Genomic DNA, 21,037 nt, shown 5'->3' with positions numbered 1-21,037 from the left:
GAAAGCGCTGTTACTGGCGCTTCTTCTTGTCTTCGTCCGCGATTTGGCTCCACGCATTCTGTTGCGCAAGCATTGAGCGAAGATATGCGACGTTGGCTTCGGCCTGCTCAGGCGAGAGTTCCTGCCGGGCCAGTTGCTCTGCTTCGCCAAAACGCCCCTGAAGCCCGACGACGAGGGCCAGATTTTGCCGCACGCGGCTGTCGGCACCGGAAGCCTGTACAGCTTGCCGCATATAATGCTCGGCTGATTTCAGGTCACCCTCAAGCAGATATGACATTCCCATGTTCGAAAGCACGGAGGGTTCACCCGGTTTGAGATTGAGCGCCTGGCGATAGAGGGTGCGGGCAGCATCTTTCTGCCCGAGTTGATCCAGAATTGCGCCTTCGGCTGATTGCAGCCGCCAGTCCGGATATTCCGGGGTCTGGGCCCGGCGTACCGCGTCAAGCGCTGGCTGAAGCTCTCCGGCGGCAGCCAATGCCTTGCCGTAGGCGGCCAGCACTTCGCGGTCCTTGGGGTGGTCGATCGCAAGTTTGCGCATCACCGCGAGAGACTGGTCGACCCGCCCGGTCATCTGAAGAACAGAAGCGTATTGCAGTGCTGTGCCTTTGTCCTTGGTGTTCTGCGTGTAGGCGCGCCCGAGGGAATCGGCGGTGCTCCGCAACTGCGGTTCGCTCATGGTCGCAACATTGGAAACCGGTTTGGGCGTACTGCGGCTGATCGAACCGGTCGTGATCCGATCCTTTGCGCAGCCAGCGACTGACACCGCCATAACCAGCGCAATCGCTGTCATGGAGATCCTGTTTGCGGTTGCATTCGTGCGCTGTTCGGTAAACATCTGCGCGCGCCCTCCGGTTGGCTTCGGCCGCTGTCCGGCCCACTTTCAACAGAGAGAAATATTCTGTTAACCCTAACGGAGCGTTAAAACGCGCCGCAAAATGTAAACGAGGAGATACCAAATGCCCGTCACGCTCCTGAGCACGCCAAAAGCTTCATCCCTGCCGGTCTATCTGGTAGAGGCGGACGCCTTGGATGCTTGCAAAGCACCGAAGGCAGCCATCGGGTGGGCGAAGGCAAACGGCTTTTCAGGGGCCACGGCCACGGTTTTGACTATACCTGGTGACAATGGCGCAATCGCCGGCGCTTTTTTCGGGCTTGGCAAATCCGGTACACTCAACCCGCTCGCTGCAGGAGCGCTGGCGCGGCATCTGCCGGAAGGCGACTGGCACTTTGCCGACGCGCCGGAAGAAGCGGAACTAGCAACCCTCGGCCTGTTGCTCGGGTCATACGCATTCACACGCTATGGCAAGAAACCGCGCAATGCCCTTCGCTTCGCCGTTCCTCAAGGGGTCGACGTGAGCCGTGTTGAGCGGTTGGCCAATGGCTGCATTCTCGCACGCGATCTCATCAATACGCCTGCAGGCGATATGGGGCCTGATGCGCTTGAAGATGCCACCCGCGCACTCGCCTCGGAACATGGTGCGACGCTCTCAGTGACGCTTGGTGATGACCTCCTCAAGGAAAACCTGCCCATGATCCATGCGGTCGGCCGGGCAGCCGAGGCCGCGCCGCGCCTTCTCGATCTGCGATGGGGGCGGAACGATGCGCCGAAGGTCACTCTTGTCGGCAAGGGCGTCTGCTTCGATACAGGCGGCCTCGATCTGAAACCTGCGGCGGGCATGCTGCTCATGAAGAAAGACATGGGCGGTGCCGCGAATGTGCTCGGCCTGGCCTCGATGATCATGGCGGCAAAGCTCGATATTCGCCTTCGTGTCCTCATCCCGGCAGTGGAGAACGCTGTTGCAGGCAATGCTTTCCGCCCTGGCGATGTGTTGACCAGCCGAAAACGGCTCACTGTGGAGATCGGAAACACCGATGCCGAAGGTCGGCTCGTGCTTGCTGATGCGATGGCCCTGGCAGACGAGGAGGAACCGGAACTTCTGATAGACATGGCGACGCTTACCGGAGCCGCGCGCGTCGCTCTGGGGCCCGATGTGCCGCCATTCTACACCGATGATGAAGCGCTGGCGGGCGCGCTGGCGCAGGCCTCGGAGGCGGTCGCCGATCCGCTCTGGCGCATGCCGTTGTGGAAGCCTTATCTCTCACGTCTCGATTCGAAGATCGCCGACATAAACAATGTTTCGCTCGACGGCTTTGCCGGTTCACCGATTGCCGGTCTCTTCCTTGGCCGTTTTGTAGAGAAGGCGAAGAACTGGGCGCATTTTGACATCTATGGCTGGAACCCGGCCGACAAGCCGTATGCGCCGGTCGGCGGCGAGGCACAGGGTATCCGCGCCATCGAACGCGTGCTGACAGAGCGTTATGGAGCTGTATCCTAGCAAGAAGCAGCTGGCGCTTGCGCCTACCCGCCTTTCACGGCATGAATAAAACGGAGCCGAAACGGTTTCCGGCTTTATCCGCGAAGGCAGGTCCTGATATGTCCGTTCAGCTAAGGCCAAGCCAGGCGCTGCGTCTGTGGCAACAGGTCAGCCTTGCCGAGGTGCGCGGCAAGGCACCGGACCTCACCGAGCGCCAGCTGGCTGTCCTCCTGACGATCTATCTGGATCCGCCACCACACACCGTGCGCGGGCTGGCCGAGAAACTGGATGTCTCCAAACCCGTTATCACGCGAGCTCTGGACACGATGGGTGCCCTGAAACTCGTTTCCCGCCATCGCGACCCGAACGACCGTCGGAATGTCCTGATCAAGCGCACCGTCGAGGGCGCTCTGTTTGTGGAACGGTTTGGCGATGTGGTGGTGGCAAAGTCCGCGGAGCTTCCCTTATGACGACACTTGATCGCCGCCTAAATGCCCACCGGGCCGATCTTGCCGACGCCAGCCTCGAGGGCAGGGTAAAGGCGAACCGTTTCATCGCCGGCACACCCGCCCGCATTGGCGCCCCCATTGCCGACGTACACAGCGCCCCGCGTCTCGACGCCGGAATGGACACCCAGTTCCTCCATGGTGATGCGGTGCGTGTGTTCGAAAGGCGCGAAGGCTGGGCCTGGGTGCAGGCAGGGCACGATGGCTATGTGGGTTATGTGAATGCCGCGGCGCTGGCAGCGGAAGATTTCACGCCCACCCATCGTGTTCGCGCGCAGCGCAGCTTTGTCTACCCCGAGCCGGAGTTGAAGAAGCCCGCAATCGCCGCCCACAGCATGGGTGCGGCGGTCTGTGTGACGGAAACTGTCGAAAATCGGGGCACGCAATATATGCTTCTCGCGTCAGGCGGTGCGATGATTGCCGGCCACCTGCAGCCTCTCGGTGTGCATGCGGAAGACTACGTTGCAGTCGCCGAAACCTTCCTGCACACACCCTATCTGTGGGGCGGGACAAGCGGCTTCGGCATCGATTGCTCGGGTCTTGTGCAGCTTTCCATGCGCATGGCCGGAAAAACCGTCCTGCGCGATACCGACATGCAGGCCGACAGCATCGGCGACCTGATCAACCCCGCGGAAACCGCACTTAAACGAGGCGATCTCGTGTTCTGGAAAGGCCATGTGGCGATCATGCTCGACCCCGAGATGATGCTTCACGCCAACGGCAACACCATGAACGTCGCACGCGAACCGTTGAGCGATGCGATCGAGCGGATCGAACGGCTCTATGGCCGTCCATCACACTACCGTCGCCCTTAGAGCGGTTCACGGTTTCACGGAACGCCGCTCCGTTCAATCTGTCGGTTTTTCCGCCTTTTGCGGGTGTCAGGGATCCCACCTGACCGCAAGATGCTCTAGTAGCCCGCTTTCCGGTCGACGAGATTTTTCAACGCCTCGCCACGTTCAAACGCCTCCATCTGCTGCAGCATGAGAGGCGCCAGATGTGCCGGGTCTGAAGTGGCGGCCGCATGTGGCGTCACGAAAACCCGGGGATGCGACCAGAGCGGACTTTCCGGCGCCAGTGGCTCGCGCTCGAACACGTCGAGGCTCGCTTCCTTTAGCACGCCCTCTTCAAGCGCTTTGAGGATGTCAACCTCGCGCTGAAGGCCTCCGCGCCCCGCATTGATAAGGCAGGGGCCGCCCAGCGGGCCATCCTGTCGCAGCTGTGAGAGCAGTGAATAATTGACGATACCGTGGGTCGCGGCTGTCAGCGGCAACAATACCACAAGGATGTCCGTGGCGTTGAGGAAGGGGGTCAACCCGTCCTCGCCATGAAAGCCCCTGACCCCGTCAACGTCCTTGGGTGTGCGGCTCCAGCCATTCACTGAAAAACCAACCGCGCGCAGCGCCTGTGCGGCCCGTGTACCGAGCTGACCGAGTCCCATAACGCCAACCGAAACTTCGTTGGCTGGCGGTTGCCGCGGTTCGTGCCAGACCTTCCGGGCCTGTTGTTCCCGGTAGACGGAGCCCTGCCTGTGATGATCGAGCACACGCCACGTCACATATTCGCACATGTATTGCGTGAGATTGTCCGCCACCACCCGCACGATGGGCACATCTGGCACCTGGTCATCGGCGAAGATGTGGTCCACACCCGCTCCGATGGAGAAGATCACCTTCAGGTTCGGTAGTTTGGCGAGCACGCCCTTCTGGTGTTTCCACACGACCGCAAAGTCGATCGAAGGGTCCTCCGTGCTCTCGGGCTCCAGCACGATCTCCCTCTCCTTTGAGAGGAGGTCGTACCAGCGCTGGGGATTGAAACCGGTAACGGAAAGAAGGACGCGACCGCGTTTTGGTGTACTCATGGTTTGCCCCTCGAACTTTATTCGCTTACCACGCCTCCGGGCGTGGCTTCGATGTTGAATGCGGCTGCGATCAGCGCGCGTGTATATTCGGTCTGCGGCGCATCGAAAATCTGTTCCGCCGGACCGGCCTCCACCACCTTGCCCGCGCGCATGACGATCACCTCGTTGGCTAGCGCACGAACGACTTTCAGATCATGGCTGATGAAGAGATAGGCCAGGTTATGCCGCTTCTGCAAATCGCGCAAAAGGTCCACCACCTGCGCCTGCACACTCATGTCGAGCGCCGATGTGGGCTCGTCCAGCATCACGAAGCGCGGTTTCAGCACCATGGCGCGCGCGATGGCGATGCGCTGGCGCTGCCCACCGGAGAACTCGTGTGGGTAGCGGAACCGACTGCCGGGGTCGAGGTCGACCTCCTTCAGAACATCGACCACCATCGCGTCGCGCTCGGCTGCTGAAAGGCCGGGTTCATGAATGCGCAAACCTTCCTCGATGATCTCGGCAACCGACATGCGCGGGCTCAATGACCCGTAAGGGTCCTGAAACACCACCTGCAAGGCGTGCCTGTAGGGGCGCATCTGCCGGAACGAAAGCTGATCGATCTCTTCGCCGGAAAAGCGTATATGCCCCTCCGAGCCAATCATGCGGGCAAGGGCCAGACCGAGAGTCGTCTTGCCGGAACCCGATTCACCCACCACGCCGAGCGTCTGGCCCGCGCGCACCGTCACGTCCACCCCGTCGACACCCTTGATGTAGTCAACCGTGCGGCGCAGAAGCCCCTTTTTCACAGGGAACCAGACCTTGATCCCGTCACCTTTCATCACTGTTTCTGCAGTAGGGTCTGCTTTCGGCGGGCGGCCCTTCGGCTCGGCCTCGATCAGGTGGCGTGTATAGGCATGCTGCGGGTTGGTGAAGATATCCTCCGTCCGCCCACTCTCCACGATTTTCCCGTCGGTCATGACGCAGACCCGGTCCGCAATCTTGCGCACAATGCCAAGATCGTGGGTGATGAAGAGCATCGACATTGATTTTTTGCGCCGAAGATCAGCGAGCAATTCCAATATCTGCGCCTGCACCGTTACGTCGAGGGCGGTGGTCGGTTCATCGGCGATCAGGAGGTCGGGCTCGTTGGCCAGCGCCATGGCGATCATCACGCGCTGGCGCTGGCCGCCGGAAAGCTGGTGCGGGAAGGAATCAAGTCGCTTCTCCGGCTCGCGTATGCCAACCTGATTGAGCAGCTCAAGGGTCCGCTCCCGCGCCGCCTTGTCGCCCATGCCGCGATGCAGTTTGAGCACCTCGCCGACCTGCCGTTCGATGGTGTGCAGCGGGTTCAGTGAGGTCATCGGCTCCTGAAAGATCATGGAAATCTCGTTGCCGCGTACCTTGCGCTGTGTCGCTTCATCGGCGGCAAGGATGTCCACGCCGTTGTAGAAGATCTGGCCGGACGGGTGGCTCGCCGCAGGATAGGGCAGAAGCCGCAGCACCGAAAGTGCAGAAACGGACTTGCCCGACCCCGATTCCCCGACCAGCGCGACAGTCTCGCCGCGCGCGATGTCGAACGAGATGTGATCGACCGCAAGCGTTTCCTGAGCGCCTTGCTTGAAGGAGACGGAAAGATCACGGATCGAGAGGAGGGGGGCGTCACTCATTTGAACGTCTTCCGCGGGTCGAAGGCGTCACGCACGGCTTCGCCGATGAAGATCAGCAGCGACAGCATGATCGAGAGGCTCAGGAAGCCTGCAATGCCGAGCCATGGCGCGTTGAGGTTGCGCTGGCCCTGCCGCAGGAGTTCACCGAGCGAAGGGGAGCCGGGCGGCAGCCCGAAACCCAGAAAGTCGAGCGATGTCAGCGTCGTGATCGAGCCGTTCAGGATGAAGGGCAGGAAGGTGAGGGTGGCCACCATCGCATTGGGTAGAAGGTGGCGGAAGATGATCGTGCGGTTGGAAACGCCAAGCGCCCGCGCCGCACTCACATATTCGAAATTGCGCGCGCGCAGGAATTCGGCGCGCACGACGCCCACAAAAGCGACCCACGAGAAAAGCAGCATGATGCCGAGGAGGATGAAGAAGCCCGGCGGCAGAACGGCGGCGATGATCAGGATCAGATAGAGTACCGGGATTGACGACCAGATCTCGATGAAGCGCTGGAAGAGAAGGTCCGTCCAGCCGCCGAAATAACCCTGTATCGCGCCGGCGCTCACGCCGATCAGCGCCGAGGCGCCGGTCAGGATGAGGCCGAACAGAACCGAGATGCGGAACCCGTAGATCACGCGTGAAAGCACGTCCCGGGCCTGGTCATCCGTGCCGAGCCAGTTCCAGTTTCCGGGCGTACAGGCCGGATCGTCAACACCCTGCAGATAACGCCCGCAGCGTTCTTCCTTGGTGTACATCCATGAGGGCTTGGCGGGCGCCGCCTCGGGAATTTCGTTGTTCACCGTGCGGTAGGAATAGCGGATCGGCGGCCACACCATCCACCCATTGGCCTTGATCTCCTCGGAGATGATCGGATCGCGATAGTCCGTCACGGCGAGGAAGCCGCCGAACTTCTCTTCCGGGTAGTCCACCAGAACCGGAAACAGAACCTCACCCTTGTAATAGGCGAGCACCGGCTTGTCGTTGGCAAGAAACTCGGCAAACAGCGACAGCACGAACAGGATCAGGAAGATCCAGAGAGACCAGTAGCCGCGCCGGTTGGCGCAGAAATTCTGCCAGCGGCGCTTGTTGATCGGCGAGAGCCACGGCTTTCTGCCGGGGCGGCGCACCGCTGCCACCTCGCTTTGCACCTGAATGTCGGACATCACACATCCCTCCGCTCGAAGTCGATGCGGGGGTCAATCAGCGTGTAGGTGACATCCGAGATGAGGCTGATGACCAGTCCCATCAGCGAGAATATGTAGAGATTGGCGAACACTACGGGATAATCGCGGTCGATAACCGAACGGAAGCCCAGCAGGCCGAGCCCGTCGAGCGAGAAGATGCTCTCGATCAGAAGCGAGCCGGTGAAGAAGGCGGAGATGAACGCGCCGGGAAATCCGGCGATGATGATCAGCATCGCGTTGCGGAAGACATGGCCGTAGAGCACCTGTCGCTCCGAGAGCCCCTTGGCGCGCGCGGTCACCACATACTGTTTGCGGATTTCATCGAGAAACGAGTTCTTGGTCAGAAGCGTCGTCGTGGCGAAGGCCGATAGCACCATGGCCGTCAACGGCAGGGCAAGGTGCCAGAAATAGTCCAGTATGCGCTCCGGCCAGGAAAGGCTTTCCCAATTGTCGGAAGTCAGGCCGCGCAGCGGAAACCAGTCGAAGAAAGACCCGCCGGCGAACAGAACCATCAGGAGGATCGCAAACAGGAAGCCGGGAATGGCATATGCGACGATGACCACACCGCTGGTCCACACGTCGAATGCCGAACCGTCCTTCACCGCCTTGCGGATGCCGAGCGGAATGGAAATCCCGTAGGAGATCAGCGTAATCCAGAGGCCGAGTGAGATCGAGACCGGCATCTTCTCGAGGATCAGGTCGATCACCGAAATGTCGCGGAAATAGCTCTCGCCGAAGTCGAACCGCGCATAGTTCCAGATCATCAGGGCGAAACGCTCGAGCGGTGGCTTGTCGAAGCCGAACTGTTTTTCAAGCGACGCAATGAACTCTGGATCGAGACCCTGCGCGCCGCGATATTTCGAGGTTACGCCACTGCCTTCGACAGAACCGCCGCCGAATCCCTGATTGCCGAAATCACCGCCGCCACCGGATATGCGTGCATCGGCGCCGCCAGCCTGCCCGGTGATCTGGGCAATCACCTGCTCCACGGGACCGCCGGGTGCAAACTGCACGACGATGAAAGAGATTGCCATGATGCCAAAAAGCGTCGGGATCATGAGGAGCAGTCGACGGAGGATATAGGCGCCCATCAGTCAGCCACTCTCTTCACGTTTGGGATTGAGGAAAACTCTGCCACGCCGCCCTTACGCCTTGCCAATCGCTCTCGCCTTTTCTTCCTCGAACCACCACAGAGATTCCACCGGGAAAAAGTAATCCGGCTTGTTCTCGCTGTAACCGAACATGTCCCAGTGGGCCACGCGGTGATTCGTCAGGTGCCAATTTGGAATCCAGTCGCGCCTCGCACGCAAGACCCTGTCCAGCACCTTTAGCGTCACGGTCAGTTCGTCGCGGCTTTTCGCCCTGCCGGCAATTTCGATAAGTTCATCGACCACCGGATCGGCCGTGCCCGCAAAATTGTAGGTCCCTTCGACGCTTGCCGTTCGCGAATGGAATATCTGTTCGAGCCCGTTTGCATCCGGTGTGGCCGTCAGCCCGATCGCCATGGAGATCATGTCGAAATCGAACGCACTTTGCCGGCTCTGATACTGCGAGGCATCGACCACACGGGTGGACGCATCAATGCCGATGGCGCGCAGGTTCTCGCCGAAGCTGGCATCCTGACGCAGGAAGATTTCATCCCGCACCAGATATTCCAGTGTGAAGCGCGTGCCTTTCTCGTTGTGGAGAACACCATCGCGCGGCGTCCAGCCTGCTTCTGTCAAGAGCTGGCGCGCCCGACGCAGATTGTTGCGGTCGCGGCCCGATCCATCGGATGTCGGCTGTTTCACCGCATCTCCGAATGCTGCCTCCGGCGCTTCGCCGCGAAAGCGGTCGAGCAGCGCCTGCTCCTCGGGGGAGGGTTCTCCTTCGGCCATGTAAGGTGAGCGTTCGAAAAAGGAATGCGACCGCGTGTAAGCGTCGTAGAACAGGTTGCGGTTGGTCCATTCGAAGTCGAAGCACAGGCTGATGGCCTCGCGCACCCGCACATCCTTGAATTGTTCCCGTCGCTGGTTGAGCACGAGACCATAGAGCTGCGGGCGCTTTTCACCGGGTATCTCGGTCTGAAGCACGCGGCCATCGCGAATCGCGGGAAAGTCGTACCCTGTCGCCCAGACGCGCGACGTGAACTCCTCGCGCCAGTAGACGTCACCCTTCTTGAAGGCTTCGAAGCCGGCATTGCGGTCGCGGTAGAAGTCGATGCGGATCGTGTCGAAATGGTTGAAACCCTTGGCAGGGCCGAGGTCTCGGGCCCAATAGTCTCCCACTCGATCATATTCCACGTAGCGCCCGGCCGAAAAACGACCCACCTTGTATGGGCCGGAGCCGAGCAGTGGCACCAGCCGGGAGCTGTCGAAGCCGTTTTCTTCGACAAAGGACTTTGAGAAGATCGGAAAACCCGCAACGGTGAGAATGTTGCGGCGTGATTGCGCGCCGGAAAACCGCAAATTAACGAGATCGGTCCCGTCCGCATTGGCTTCGGTCATCTCGGTGAGTGGCAGCTGCAGCTGGGGGTGCCCCTTCTCCTTCAGCAGGTTGTAGGTAAAAGCCACATCTTCGGCGGTGACCGGCGAGCCATCATGAAACCGGGCCTCCGGCCGCAGTTTGAACATAAATCCGTTGCGGTCGTCGGAAAGCGTCACGCTTTCGGCCAGAAGCCCGTAGATCGCGTCGGGCTCGTCATAGGCCCGAACCATCAGGGAATCGAAGCATATCTCCATGCGCGGCGGTGCATCGCCGGTGCGCACAAAGGCGTTCAGCGTGTTGAAGGTCAGGACGTTCTGATTGAAGAACCAGTATCCGGGCTGAAAATTGAACGTACCACCTTTTGGTGCCTCCGGACTGGCATAGTCGAAATGGCTGAAGTCCGGGGCATATTTGAGATCGCCGAATGCGGAAAGGCCGTGTAGTGGCGTGCCGGTCCCGACACTGGCGAAAGCCTCGTACGGCAGCAGCGGTGCGGCAATTGCCGCACCGGCGAGCGACAGGAAGTCCCTGCGTGAAGGCCGCTGCGGAGGCTCGCTGCGCTCGCTCAATTCTGGCTCCGGTATTTGGCTGAAAGCGCTTTCTCGCGCTCCGGATCGATCCACCAGGAATCAAGGTCGACACCGGCATATTCGGGCTGCTTTTCCGGCATCCCGAACTTGTCCCAGTAGGCGATGCGAACGTAAGGCGCATGCCATTGAGGCACCCAATAATAACTCCACAGGAGCACTCGGTCGAGCGCCCGGCTTGCCGCGACAAGCTCCTCGCGGTCCTGCGCGTAGATGATCTTTTCGACGAGCGCATCCACGATGGGGTTCTTGACCCCGGCAAGATTGCGGGTGCCGGGGGTGTCGGCCGCTTTTGAACCCCAATATTCGCGTTGCTCGTTCCCCGGTGAAAGCGAGTTTACGAAGATGCTCGCGACCGCGTCGAAGTCGAAATTTCGGATGCGGTTCACATATTGCGACGGGTCGATAATGCGCAGCGATACGTCGATACCGATCTTGCGTAGTGCCGCCATATATGGCCCGGTCGTTATCTCGTCAGTGGGGCTGTTGCCAAGAAACTCGATGGTGAATTGCTGGCCGGTGCCGTCATTCGTCATCTTGCCGCCCTTGATGCTCCAGCCCGCTTCGGAGAAGAGCCTGATTGCTTCGCGCAGATAGGTCCGCTCCGCCTGCGGATTGTCGTAGACCGGGAGCTTGAACGCATCAGTAAACACTTCCGGTGGCAGTTTGTCCTTGAACTCCTTGAGAATCTCAAGTTCGCGCCCTTCTGGAAGGCCGGTCGCGGCCAGCTCGGTTCCCTCGAAATAGCTGTCTGTACGGGTATAGCTATCGAAGAAGAGTGTCCGGTTCATGTCCTCGAAATTGAACGCAAGTGTCAGCGCCTGCCGAATCCGGCGGTCCTGAAATTTCGGTCGGCGCGTGTTGAGGACGAAGCCTTGCATCGGCTCCGCTCCGCCGGTCGGAAACTCATTCTTGATGACGTCGCCATCCTTGACCGCCGGAAACGTGTATTCCGTCGCCCAGCGGCGAGAGCGGTTTTCCACGCGAATATCCTGCAGGCCACCCTTGGTGAAAGCGAGCCAGGCGGCGTTCTCGTCCTGAATGTAGGTGTATCTGCGGCGGTCGAAATTGTAACGTCCCACATGCACAGGCAGGTCGGCCGCCCAATAATCTTCCACCCGCTTCCAGACAATTTCTGAGCCGGGTGTAAAGCTCTCGATCATGTATGGGCCGCTTCCAAGCGGCGGCTCGAGCGTGGGCTGCGTAAAGTCACGCTTTTTGCCCTCTGCGTCTGTGCCTTCCCACCAGTGCTTCGGCAGAACTGGAAGATCGCCCATAATGTGCGGCAGTTCCTTGTTGCCTGCCTGATCGAACCGGAATTCCACCTCGCGTTCGGAAAGGGCCACCGCCTCCTCGACGCTGGAAAAATATCGAGTGTGCTGCGGACTGTGTTTCTTGAGCATGTTGAGAGACCACACCACGTCTTCCGCTGTAATTGGTGTCCCGTCGTGCCAGCGCGCCTTGGGATTGATGCGGTAGGTGGCGGAGGAGTTGTCCTCGGGATGCTTGAAGGCTTCGGCAATGAGCGGATAGCTCGTGCTGGGCTCTGTCAGGGACTGCTGCATGAGCGTGTCCCAGAGAAAACCGCCGAAATAGTTGAGTCCGGCTGCCTGGGTGCCACGCACGATGAACGGATTGAAACTGTCATAGGTGCCGAGCGCGACGGAGTTCAGCGTCCCGCCCTTGGGCGCGTCCGGATTTACATAGTCATAGCGCTCGAACGTGCTCTCTTGGCTTTCAGACTTGATGAGTGACGAACTGGTGAGCCATTCGTCTTCGGCGCTTGCGGGATGGCTGGCGAACAGAAGAGCTGCGGCGAGGCAGACCGCCCTGGTTGCTGTCGCACCGATCACCCGCATGGCATTCTCCTCATATTGTTTTGGTTCCCAGTCGAAAGGTAGACCATCCCCCACGCATGGCAAGGGCCTAAGCTCTTTCCTGAAGCTTCTTTTGGGCAACAAAAAAGCCGGTCGAAACCGGCTTTTTCAAGCTTTGCAAAATTAAATTTTCGTTAGTTGCCTGATGGCGCATTATCGCCTTCGGCAGGGGCTTCTTCAGCCGGAGCTTCATCCGTGGACGTTTCTTCCGCAGGAGCTGCCTCTTCTTCAGCCGGAGCCGTCTCGCCTTCGGTTACAGGAGCAGCCTCTTCACCTTCCGCCGGTGCCGCCGCGGCATCGTCGTCATTCCCGGCCTCAGGGTCAGGCAAAGGAGCTGGGCTCGAAGCGTGCTGGCGCAGATAGGCGATCAGATCGGCCCGGTCTTCGATTTTCTTCAGACCGGCGAATGCCATGGCGGTTCCGGAAATGAAACCCTTGGGGTTCGCCAGGAAATGATCCAGGTTTTCATAGGTCCAGGTGACGCTGCCGCCCTGCGCAAATTCCTGCATGGCTGCCGAATAACCGAAGCCTTCATGGCTGGCGATCGGACGGTCCACGATCTCCCAAAGGTTGGGACCAACCTTGTTTGCGCCGCCTTCATCCACGGTATGGCACGCCTGACAGCGCTTGAAGATATTCTCGCCCTTTCCGGCGTCGGCGGAGGCGAGCAGCGGGGCAATGGGCTCTGGCTCGGCCGGTCCGTCGGATGCGCCGGCACCAGCGTCCTCAGTCACCTCGATCGCATAGCCCGGTGTGGCTGGCGGCGGCGAGGAGAAAATCGCGTCCGAGAGAATGCTGACCGAGAAGATTACGAAAACGGCGCCCAGAAGCGCGCCGAGGATTTTGTTGAGTTCGAACGAGTTCATACGCCCTGAGGCTCCCTATTCCGGACGCTCGCGGCGGCGAGAAGAAAGAAACTTCAGCGCCAGTGTCCCCCGCGTTCGGCCGTTGCCGGTAAAATCGCGCGGAAACTAGGTCTTTTGCTCCGCGCATGCAACACATATAAGGCACTTCCCAGTGAGACTTTTTGCCACTTTAGCAATTCAAAAGAGTTCCGGCCTCCATGTCCAGCCTGATCATAATTCCCGCGCGTATGGCCTCGACCAGATTGCCGGGCAAGCCTTTGGCCGATATCGCCGGTGCGCCGATGATTGTGCACGTCGCTCGTCGCGCAAGCGAGAGTGAAGCCGGCGAAGTGGCCGTTGCGACCGATTCGACCGAGGTGGCCGCGGCCGTCCAGAAAGCCGGTTTCACCGCCATCATGACGAGCACCGATCATCAGTCCGGTTCCGATCGCATCTTCGAGGCCCTGGACACCCTTGATCCGGACGGCCGCTTTGAGAACATCATCAATCTGCAGGGCGATCTCCCGACCATCGCTCCTGAGGACATCCGCGCCGTTGCCGGTCCGCTCAACGATCCGCAGGTGGACATCGCCACCCTCGGCGTGGAGATCCAGGATGAGACAGAGAAAACCAACCCGAACGTGGTGAAGATCGTGGGCGCCCCCCTGGATAGCGATTCGTCTCGCTTGCGGGCGCTTTATTTCACCCGCGCGACCGCCCCCTGGGGGGAAGGGCCGCTCTATCATCATGTTGGCATCTATGCCTATCGGCGCGCAGCGCTGCAGCGTTTCGTTTCCCTGCCCCCCTCTGTTCTGGAGACACGCGAACGGCTGGAGCAGTTGCGGGCTCTCGAGGCGGGAATGCGCATCGATGCGCAGATCGTCGCTGCGGTTCCGCTTGGTGTCGACACCCCTGAAGACCTGGAAAAAGCCAGGCAAAGACTCGCATTGAAAACGGACACATGATCATGGCAGCCAAGACAAACAAGATCGCTTTCCAGGGCGAACCCGGTGCAAATTCAGACACCGCCTGCCGCAATATGTTTCCCGACATGGAGCCGCTTCCCTGTCCGACCTTTGAAGACTGCTTCACCGCTGTCGAAACCGGCGGAGCCGATCTGGCGATGATCCCGATCGAGAACACGATTGCTGGTCGGGTGGCCGATATCCACCACCTTCTCCCGCGCTCGAAGCTTCATATCGTAGGGGAATATTTCCTGCCGATCCACTTTCAGCTCATGGTGCTTCCCGGTGTGAAGACCGAGGAAATCAAGACGGTCTACAGCCATATTCATGCGCTGGGACAGTGCCGGAACATCATTCGCAAGAACCGCTGGAAGGGCACGGTCGCGGGCGATACCGCAGGTGCCGCCCGCCTCGTTGCCGAGATGGGCGAGCGCTCCAATGCCGCGCTGGCGCCCCGGCTTGCCTCAGAGCTCTACGGCCTCGACATCGCCATGGAGAATGTCGAGGACACCGAGAACAATGTCACCCGCTTCGTCGTGCTCTCGAAAGAGCAGAAGCTGGCGGCGCGGACATCGCCTGACCAGTTGATGATGACCACTTTCATCTTCCGGGTGCGCAACGTTCCCGCCGCGCTGTACAAGGCCATGGGCGGTTTTGCCACCAATGGCGTCAACATGACGAAGCTGGAAAGTTATCAGCTCGGGGGGAAATTCTTCTCCACCCTGTTCTACGCCGATGTGGAAGGGCATCCCGACGACCGCAATGTCGCTCTGGCGCTTGAGGAACTCGGCTTTTTCTCGCGTGAAGTTCGCATTCTTGGTGTCTACGAGGGGCATGCCTTCCGCGCCACGCAGACCGAAGACGACGATTAGTCACCTGGGCGACATATTCACGCTGCGAACACCCAGTCGCGGATGAGCGTGTTGGCTATCGCGCCCGTGGGGGGCACGCGATAGCCCTCCGGATGCGCATCTTCCAGCATGAGGCGAACCTCGTCGCGGGAAAACCACCGGCATTCCTCCAGTTCGTTTTCGTCCATGGTGATCGCCACGCTCTCGGCCTTTCCATAACACCCGATCATCAGCGAATAGGGAAACGGCCAGGGCTGGCTGGCATGGTAGGCGACAGAGCCCACAGTTATGTTGGCCTCTTCCTGGGTTTCGCGGCGAACGGCAGCCTCGATGGTCTCTCCGGGCTCCACAAACCCGGCAAGACAGGAAACCATGCCGGGTGCGAAATGAGGGCTGCGGCCCAAAAGGCATTGCTCACCACGCACGGCAAGCATGATCACCACCGGGTCGGTGCGGGGGAAATGATCACGACTGCAAGCCGGGCAGTGCCTCTTGTAACCACCGTCGCGCATCACCGTCTCGTTGCCGCAGCGACCACAGAACCGGTGGCTGTCGTGCCAGGCAAGTAGCGCTGCTCCCTGCGCCAGCGCGCCAAGTTGAGACGGTTCCAGAAGTCCCTGCATATAAATGGAACGATAGTCGATCGCCTTGAGAGGTTCGGGCAGGGTTTCGATATCTGCCGTCGAAGGAACGGCCAGAATAGGTGTGCCGTTCTCATGGCCAAGAAGCACTGCGCCCTTCAGATCGGCTGCCAGGCGAGAGGCCGTTTCCCGAGTGAAGTATGGATCGAACGCATCGTCGCCTGCAACGCGAAGAAAAAGCCGCCCCTGTGCGAACAATAGCAGGCGCGCATCCGGGTTCTCCAGCGCTCTGTCGCCGGCATCGTCTGTGCGAGCCTCCGCCTGCCGGTCGATGCGGTTTCCGGAGAAAGCGACACGCTGGCTCGCCTCGTCGCGTATGTTGTCGAAAAATGGAAAGGTCATGAAGGGCGATCTATCGGGTTTCAAACAAACTCATAGCTTGCCGCGAATCGTCTCGGCAAACTGGTGCAGGTCTTCGCGTCGATAAGGTTCGCGGACACCGTATCCCCAGACGGGGCCGGGCCAGCCGGGGTCGTCCTCGCTGCGCGCAACCACATGTATATGTAACTGGCGAACCACGTTGCCGAGTGCGGCACTGTTGATCTTTGTGCAGCCCGTCATATCCTTGAGCATCTGCGCAACCATGTTGGTCTCGAAGCTGACCATGGCCTGATCGAGAGGCGTCAGGTCATGGATCTCCTCCGCGCCCGGGCGCTGCGGAACAAGAATGAGCCACGGCCATCGACTGTCATCACAAAGGCGTAGCTCACACAGGCCGAGCCACATCACATGGAGGCTTTCAGCCTCCAGCTTTGGATCAAGCTCGAAACCCTGTTTTGCGTCTGGCAGCATCGGCTTTCCTTATAATGTGCGTCAACGCTAGAGGGAGCCGACTGCACCTGCAAGCGAATGATTGGCCGTCGGCAGGAAAGCGCATCTCTTCCCCTTGCATTTGTCCTCACAATTTCCGATATGGGGGCCGGGAGGTTGGTGGTGGACGCGCCACTCGCCAACCGGGTCAGGTCCGGAAGGAAGCAGCCCTAACGAGCCAGGCACGGGTCGCCGTGCCAGCCTCCCACCTTCTTCTTGCTTTCCTGGCCGCATTCATCGGATTTCAGCCTTGCAGTCCACATTGTCCATTGACGCAGAACCTTGTCCAAGGGGACACTGCCGGCGTCAGGACAAAACACGGAGCGCGAGAGGGCAATGACCGAGGCCGGCACCAGGACAAGCGACAAGGCCGGCGGCGCCTACCGGGTTCTGGCCCGCAAATACCGTCCCAGCGATTTCACCGGACTGATCGGCCAGGAGCCGATGGTGCGTACCCTCACCAACGCGTTCAATGCCGGACGCATCGCGCAGGCATGGATGCTGACCGGCGTGCGGGGTGTCGGCAAGACGACGACCGCCCGCATCCTGGCGCGTGCACTCAATTACAAGACCGACACGATCGACAAGCCAACCGTCGATCTGTCAGAGGAAGGCCAGCATTGCCGCGCCATCCTCGAAGGCCGGCATGTGGACGTTGTGGAGATGGATGCCGCCTCCCACACTGGTATCGATGATATCCGCGAGATCATCGACCAGGCGCGCTACGCACCAGTTTCCGCGCGCTACAAGGTATTCATCATCGATGAGGTTCACATGCTCTCCAACCAGGCCTTCAACGGCCTGTTGAAGACGCTTGAGGAGCCGCCGCCGCATGTGAAGTTCATCTTCGCCACCACGGAAATCCGCAAGGTTCCCATCACCATCCTCTCGCGCTGTCAGCGTTTTGATCTGCGTCGCATCGATGCGGCGATGATAAAGGCCGATCTCGGCCGTATTGGCGGGCTGGAAGGCGTGGAGGCAGAGGACGAAGCTCTGGCCATGATCGCGCGCGCCTCGGAAGGCTCGATGCGCGACGCCCAGTCGATCTTCGATCAGGCGATTGCCCATTCCTCAGGCAAGGTCACGGCGGAAACCGTGCGCGACATGCTGGGGCTGGCCGACCGTAGCCGCATCATCGGCCTGTTCGAACATCTGATGAAGGGCGATGTGGCTGCCGCACTTGCCGAATTCCGCGCCCAATACGATGTCGGCGCCGACCCCGCCACGGTGCTCAACGATCTGGCCGAGTTCAATCATCTGGTCACCCGCCTGCGCTTCGTGCCGGAAGCCGCCGATGATGCGGCGCTTTCGGAAGACGAACGCACGCGGGGTCTGGAATTTTCGAAGACACTTTCGGTGCGGGTTCTCTCGCGCACCTGGCAGATGCTCCTGAAAGGGATTCAGGAGGTGCAGTCTTCTGGCAGGCCCATGGCCGCTGGCGAAATGGTGTTGATCCGCATCGCCCACGCCGCCAGTTTGCCCACGCTTGACGAGGCGCTGAAGCGGCTGGACGACCTGTCATCAGGTGCGGGCAACGGGCAGGGCCAGCCTCCGGCGCCCGGTGGGGTTTCACCGTCCGGCAATGGCGCCGGTGGCGCAGTGGCATCCGCAGTTGCGACCCAGCATGCGCCGGTCTCCGGTGGCGGTCAGACCATGCGTCTCGTCCAGCCGGAAGCAGCGCCCGTGGCGATGCAGCCACCAGTGGTTGCCGAAGAGGCGGTGCCCGATGCGGTTCCGCTCAACTCGCTTGAGGACATCGCCAAACTCGCCGATGCAAAGCGGGACATGGCCTTCAAGGTGCTGCTAAAGCGGTGTGTCCGCCTTGTCTCGATTGAGCCGGGTCGCCTCGACATCAGCCTGACCGAGGATGCGCCCAAGACGGTGATGGGTGACCTCACCAATCGGCTGAAGGAATGGACCGGCCGTCGCTGGATAGTCTCGCTGTCGAGTGAGGCAGGAGGGCAGACCCTTGCCGAACAGGAAGAGGGTCGCCGTGAAAGCGCGATAGCCGATGCCAAGGCCGATCCGGCGGTGGCCGCCATTCTGGAGAGGTTTCCCGGTGCGAAGATCATCGACATCCGCATCCCGGATGCGACCGATCCCGATGCCGTCGAGGAAACTGAAGACGCCATTGTTCCGGTCGACCCGGACGATGATGACGACGATTTTTGAATGAACTGGAGATCAAAATGCGCGATCTGATGGGCCTCATGGGCAAAGCCAAGGAAATGCAGGCCAAGTTTCAGGCCATGCAGGAAGAAATGGCCGAAATGGAAATCGAGGGTCAGGCCGGCGGCGGCACGGTCAAGGTGACGCTGAGTGGCAAATCCGAGATGAAGGCTTTGAAAATCGACCCGTCGCTATTCAAGGAAGACGACGTGGAGATTCTCGAAGACCTGATCCTTGCTGCACACAACGATGCTAAAACGAAGCTCGAAGCGGCCATTCAGGAGAAAACCCAGGAAATGACCGCCGGCCTGCCGATCCCTCCCGGCATGAAGCTGCCGTTCTAGCAGCAAGAGTGGCCGGCCTCGTCTTGGCCATGTGTGGGCGGAACAGTCATGTCAAAATCCATCGCCGGACCGGAAATCGAACGTCTTATCCAGCTTCTGGCCCGCGTGCCGGGGCTTGGGCCGCGCTCGGCCCGGCGGGCGGCATTGCATCTGATCAAGAAGAAGGATCAGCTCTTCGCTCCGCTCACGGCGGCGATGGCCGAGGCAGTGGATAAGGTGCGGGTCTGCTCCACCTGCGGCAATGTCGATACAAGCGATCCCTGCACGCTTTGCACCGATCCGCGCCGCGATGGCAGCACGATCATCGTCGTGGAAGACGTGTCCGATCTCTGGGCGCTGGAGCGCGCCGGCGCCATGAATGCGCGCTATCACGTTCTCGGAGGCACGCTGTCGCCGCTTGATGGGGTCGGGCCCGACGATCTCAACATCAAGGGGCTGGTCAGCCGTGTGGCCGAAGGCGGTGTGTTGGAACTGATCCTCGCTGTCAACGCCACGGTGGAGGGACAAACAACGGCTCACTACATCACCGATCAGGTCGCGGGGATGGACGTGAAAGTCACGCGCCTTGCCCATGGGGTGCCGGTCGGTGGCGAACTCGACTATCTGGATGAGGGAACGCTTTCGGCAGCCCTGAAGTCGCGCACGAGTTTTTAAGGAAGCGGGAGAAACGTCATGAGATTTCGCCACACGATCCGCCTCATGGCCCTCCTGTTCATGTGCCTGATCGCCATCCCGGTGTCGGCGCAATCCGTCGAGGCGCAGTTCCGCAACTGGTTGACGAGTGATCTCTGGCCCGAGGCGCAGCGTCGCGGGATTTCTTCCGCGACCTTCAATGCAGCCTTTGCCAATGTCTCCCCCAACCTGAAACTGCCCGATCTCGTTCTCCCGGGACAGGGCAAGCCACGGAGCGACACCCAGCATCAGGCCGAGTTCCGTGCTCCATCCGCCTATTTCAAACATATTGGCGGCGTTGTTTCGGGTGGCCGCTCCCGCGCCGGTCAGCTTTCCGGCGTTCTTGCTGCGATCGAGAAACGTTATGGCGTTTCTCGCGGCATCCTGCTTGCCATCTGGGGTCGTGAATCCGGGTTTGGTCGCGCCAAGATCCCTTACGACGCCTTTGAGGTTCTCGGCACCAAGGCGTTCCTCGCCACACGAAAAGAGATGTTCCGACAAGAGGTTTTGGCGGCACTCGAAATGGTGGAGCGCCGGGGCGTTTCACCACGGACCATGCGCTCCTCCTGGGCCGGTGCGATGGGGCAGCCACAGTTCATGCCCTCGTCCTATCTGAAATACGCGGTGGATGGCGACGGCAATGGCACTGCCGACATCTGGAATTCCGAGGCGGACACTCTGGCCTCCATCGCCAATTATCTGGCTCAGCATGGCTGGGTGCGCGGGCGCGACTGGGGTTTCGAGGTTACCGTCCCGCAATCCGTGTCCTGCGCTCTCGAAGGGCCGGATCGCGGTAAGCGCATAGCAGACTGGCAGGCGCTCGGCATTCGGCGTGTCGGTGGAAAGGCTTTCCCCGAGCACGAGCTCACGGGCGAGGGATATCTCATGATGCCTGCGGGACGCTACGGTCCCGCCTTCATAGTCACGCCGAATTTCTATCGCCTCAAGGATTACAATGAGAGCGATCTTTATGCGCTTTTCGTTGGCCATGCCGGCGACCGCATCATGTATGGCAACAGCGAGTTTGCTGCACCCTGGGGTCGTTTCGGCGGGTTCACTCGCAGCGATGTAGCTGCGATGCAGCGCGGGCTCGAACGTCTTGGCTACGACGTAGGCGGATCAGATGGCCTCGTCGGATTCAAGACGCGCCGTTCCATCGGTGACTGGCAGCAGAAAAACGGTATCGCCCCCACCTGCTTTCCCGCAGACGATACGGTTCGTAGCCTGCGTTGAACGCGGGCTCCCTGTTTACGATTTTTGTACAACGGGCTGGAAGCGTTTCACAAATCGGCTAAGCTCTTTTCGGGGAT

At 60.3% G+C, this 21,037-nt stretch carries 19 protein-coding genes and 1 other RNA gene; 10 read left to right on the top strand and 10 right to left on the bottom strand.

Annotation, left to right across the window (positions count from 1 at the left end):
* Positions 1–10: 10 nt before the first annotated feature.
* Positions 11–835, bottom strand: coding sequence for a tetratricopeptide repeat protein (locus tag P2W41_RS17880; protein ID WP_404933946.1), 825 nt, complete (start codon positions 833–835; stop codon positions 11–13).
* Positions 836–956: 121 nt separating this feature from the next.
* Here P2W41_RS17880 and P2W41_RS17875 point away from each other — a divergent pair, with 121 nt between their 5' ends.
* The 3 genes from P2W41_RS17875 to P2W41_RS17865 all read left to right on the top strand — a co-directional run bounded on the left by P2W41_RS17875 (position 957) and on the right by P2W41_RS17865 (position 3,636).
* Positions 957–2,336: a leucyl aminopeptidase family protein gene (locus P2W41_RS17875; protein WP_404933945.1), complete on the top strand. Its 1,380-nt coding sequence runs from the start codon at positions 957–959 to the stop codon at positions 2,334–2,336.
* A gap of 98 nt (positions 2,337–2,434) precedes the next feature.
* Entirely contained in the window at positions 2,435–2,785 is a 351-nt protein-coding gene (locus P2W41_RS17870) for a MarR family transcriptional regulator (protein WP_292898592.1), read from the top strand.
* Positions 2,782–3,636 (top strand): NlpC/P60 family protein, encoded by an 855-nt coding sequence (locus P2W41_RS17865; RefSeq protein WP_292898594.1) that lies wholly within the window; start codon positions 2,782–2,784, stop codon positions 3,634–3,636. Before P2W41_RS17870 ends, P2W41_RS17865 begins: the two co-directional genes overlap by 4 nt.
* A 95-nt stretch (positions 3,637–3,731) precedes the next feature.
* Here P2W41_RS17865 and P2W41_RS17860 read toward each other — a convergent pair whose 3' ends face one another.
* The 7 genes from P2W41_RS17860 to P2W41_RS17830 all read right to left on the bottom strand — a co-directional run bounded on the left by P2W41_RS17860 (position 3,732) and on the right by P2W41_RS17830 (position 13,296).
* Positions 3,732–4,682, bottom strand: a complete 951-nt coding sequence (locus tag P2W41_RS17860; protein WP_292898596.1) for a glyoxylate/hydroxypyruvate reductase A — start codon at positions 4,680–4,682, stop codon at positions 3,732–3,734.
* Positions 4,683–4,699: 17 nt separating this feature from the next.
* Positions 4,700–6,331 (bottom strand): ABC transporter ATP-binding protein, encoded by a 1,632-nt coding sequence (locus P2W41_RS17855; protein ID WP_404933944.1) that lies wholly within the window; start codon positions 6,329–6,331, stop codon positions 4,700–4,702.
* Positions 6,328–7,479, bottom strand: a complete 1,152-nt coding sequence (locus tag P2W41_RS17850; RefSeq protein WP_404933943.1) for an ABC transporter permease — start codon at positions 7,477–7,479, stop codon at positions 6,328–6,330. Before P2W41_RS17850 ends, P2W41_RS17855 begins: the two co-directional genes overlap by 4 nt.
* Complete coding sequence (locus P2W41_RS17845) at positions 7,479–8,591, bottom strand: microcin C ABC transporter permease YejB (protein WP_292898602.1); 1,113 nt, start codon at positions 8,589–8,591, stop codon at positions 7,479–7,481. The genes P2W41_RS17850 and P2W41_RS17845 overlap by 1 nt, the downstream gene beginning before the upstream one ends.
* Positions 8,592–8,645: 54 nt before the next feature.
* Positions 8,646–10,535: an extracellular solute-binding protein gene (locus P2W41_RS17840; protein ID WP_404933942.1), complete on the bottom strand. Its 1,890-nt coding sequence runs from the start codon at positions 10,533–10,535 to the stop codon at positions 8,646–8,648.
* Positions 10,532–12,412 (bottom strand): extracellular solute-binding protein, encoded by a 1,881-nt coding sequence (locus P2W41_RS17835; protein WP_404933941.1) that lies wholly within the window; start codon positions 12,410–12,412, stop codon positions 10,532–10,534. The genes P2W41_RS17840 and P2W41_RS17835 overlap by 4 nt, the downstream gene beginning before the upstream one ends.
* 152 nt (positions 12,413–12,564) lie before the next feature.
* Positions 12,565–13,296, bottom strand: a complete 732-nt coding sequence (locus tag P2W41_RS17830) for a c-type cytochrome (RefSeq protein WP_404933940.1) — start codon at positions 13,294–13,296, stop codon at positions 12,565–12,567.
* A gap of 197 nt (positions 13,297–13,493) precedes the next feature.
* Here P2W41_RS17830 and P2W41_RS17825 point away from each other — a divergent pair, with 197 nt between their 5' ends.
* Both P2W41_RS17825 and P2W41_RS17820 read left to right on the top strand, forming a co-directional pair.
* Entirely contained in the window at positions 13,494–14,240 is a 747-nt protein-coding gene (locus P2W41_RS17825; RefSeq protein ID WP_292898609.1) for a 3-deoxy-manno-octulosonate cytidylyltransferase, read from the top strand.
* Complete coding sequence (locus P2W41_RS17820; protein WP_292898610.1) at positions 14,237–15,112, top strand: prephenate dehydratase; 876 nt, start codon at positions 14,237–14,239, stop codon at positions 15,110–15,112. Before P2W41_RS17825 ends, P2W41_RS17820 begins: the two co-directional genes overlap by 4 nt.
* A gap of 17 nt (positions 15,113–15,129) precedes the next feature.
* Here the strand turns inward: P2W41_RS17820 and nudC are convergent, their stop codons facing one another.
* Positions 15,130–16,074: an NAD(+) diphosphatase gene (gene nudC / locus P2W41_RS17815; protein ID WP_292898612.1), complete on the bottom strand. Its 945-nt coding sequence runs from the start codon at positions 16,072–16,074 to the stop codon at positions 15,130–15,132.
* A 30-nt stretch (positions 16,075–16,104) separates the two neighbouring features.
* Positions 16,105–16,524: an HIT domain-containing protein gene (locus P2W41_RS17810; protein WP_292898614.1), complete on the bottom strand. Its 420-nt coding sequence runs from the start codon at positions 16,522–16,524 to the stop codon at positions 16,105–16,107.
* A 130-nt stretch (positions 16,525–16,654) separates the two neighbouring features.
* Between P2W41_RS17810 and ffs the strand changes: the two genes are divergently transcribed.
* From ffs to P2W41_RS17785, 5 genes are all read left to right on the top strand, one after another.
* Positions 16,655–16,751: signal recognition particle sRNA small type (gene ffs, locus P2W41_RS17805), an RNA gene on the top strand.
* Between the two features lie 127 nt (positions 16,752–16,878).
* Positions 16,879–18,714, top strand: coding sequence for a DNA polymerase III subunit gamma/tau (locus P2W41_RS17800; RefSeq protein WP_404933939.1), 1,836 nt, complete (start codon positions 16,879–16,881; stop codon positions 18,712–18,714).
* Between the two features lie 17 nt (positions 18,715–18,731).
* Positions 18,732–19,055 (top strand): YbaB/EbfC family nucleoid-associated protein, encoded by a 324-nt coding sequence (locus P2W41_RS17795; RefSeq protein WP_229450204.1) that lies wholly within the window; start codon positions 18,732–18,734, stop codon positions 19,053–19,055.
* A 48-nt stretch (positions 19,056–19,103) separates the two neighbouring features.
* Positions 19,104–19,709 carry a recombination mediator RecR gene (gene recR, locus P2W41_RS17790; RefSeq protein WP_292898619.1) on the top strand — a complete coding sequence of 202 codons (606 nt, stop codon included), beginning with the start codon at positions 19,104–19,106 and terminating at the stop codon, positions 19,707–19,709.
* Between the two features lie 18 nt (positions 19,710–19,727).
* Positions 19,728–20,960, top strand: a complete 1,233-nt coding sequence (locus tag P2W41_RS17785; protein WP_404933938.1) for a lytic murein transglycosylase — start codon at positions 19,728–19,730, stop codon at positions 20,958–20,960.
* The last annotated feature ends 77 nt before the right edge of the window (positions 20,961–21,037 follow it).

It is taken from the genome of Nitratireductor sp. L15S-10 (genome assembly GCF_045011005.1).
GTDB lineage: Bacteria > Pseudomonadota > Alphaproteobacteria > Rhizobiales > Rhizobiaceae > Nitratireductor.
This window is presented reverse-complemented; position numbering and strand designations above follow the sequence as displayed.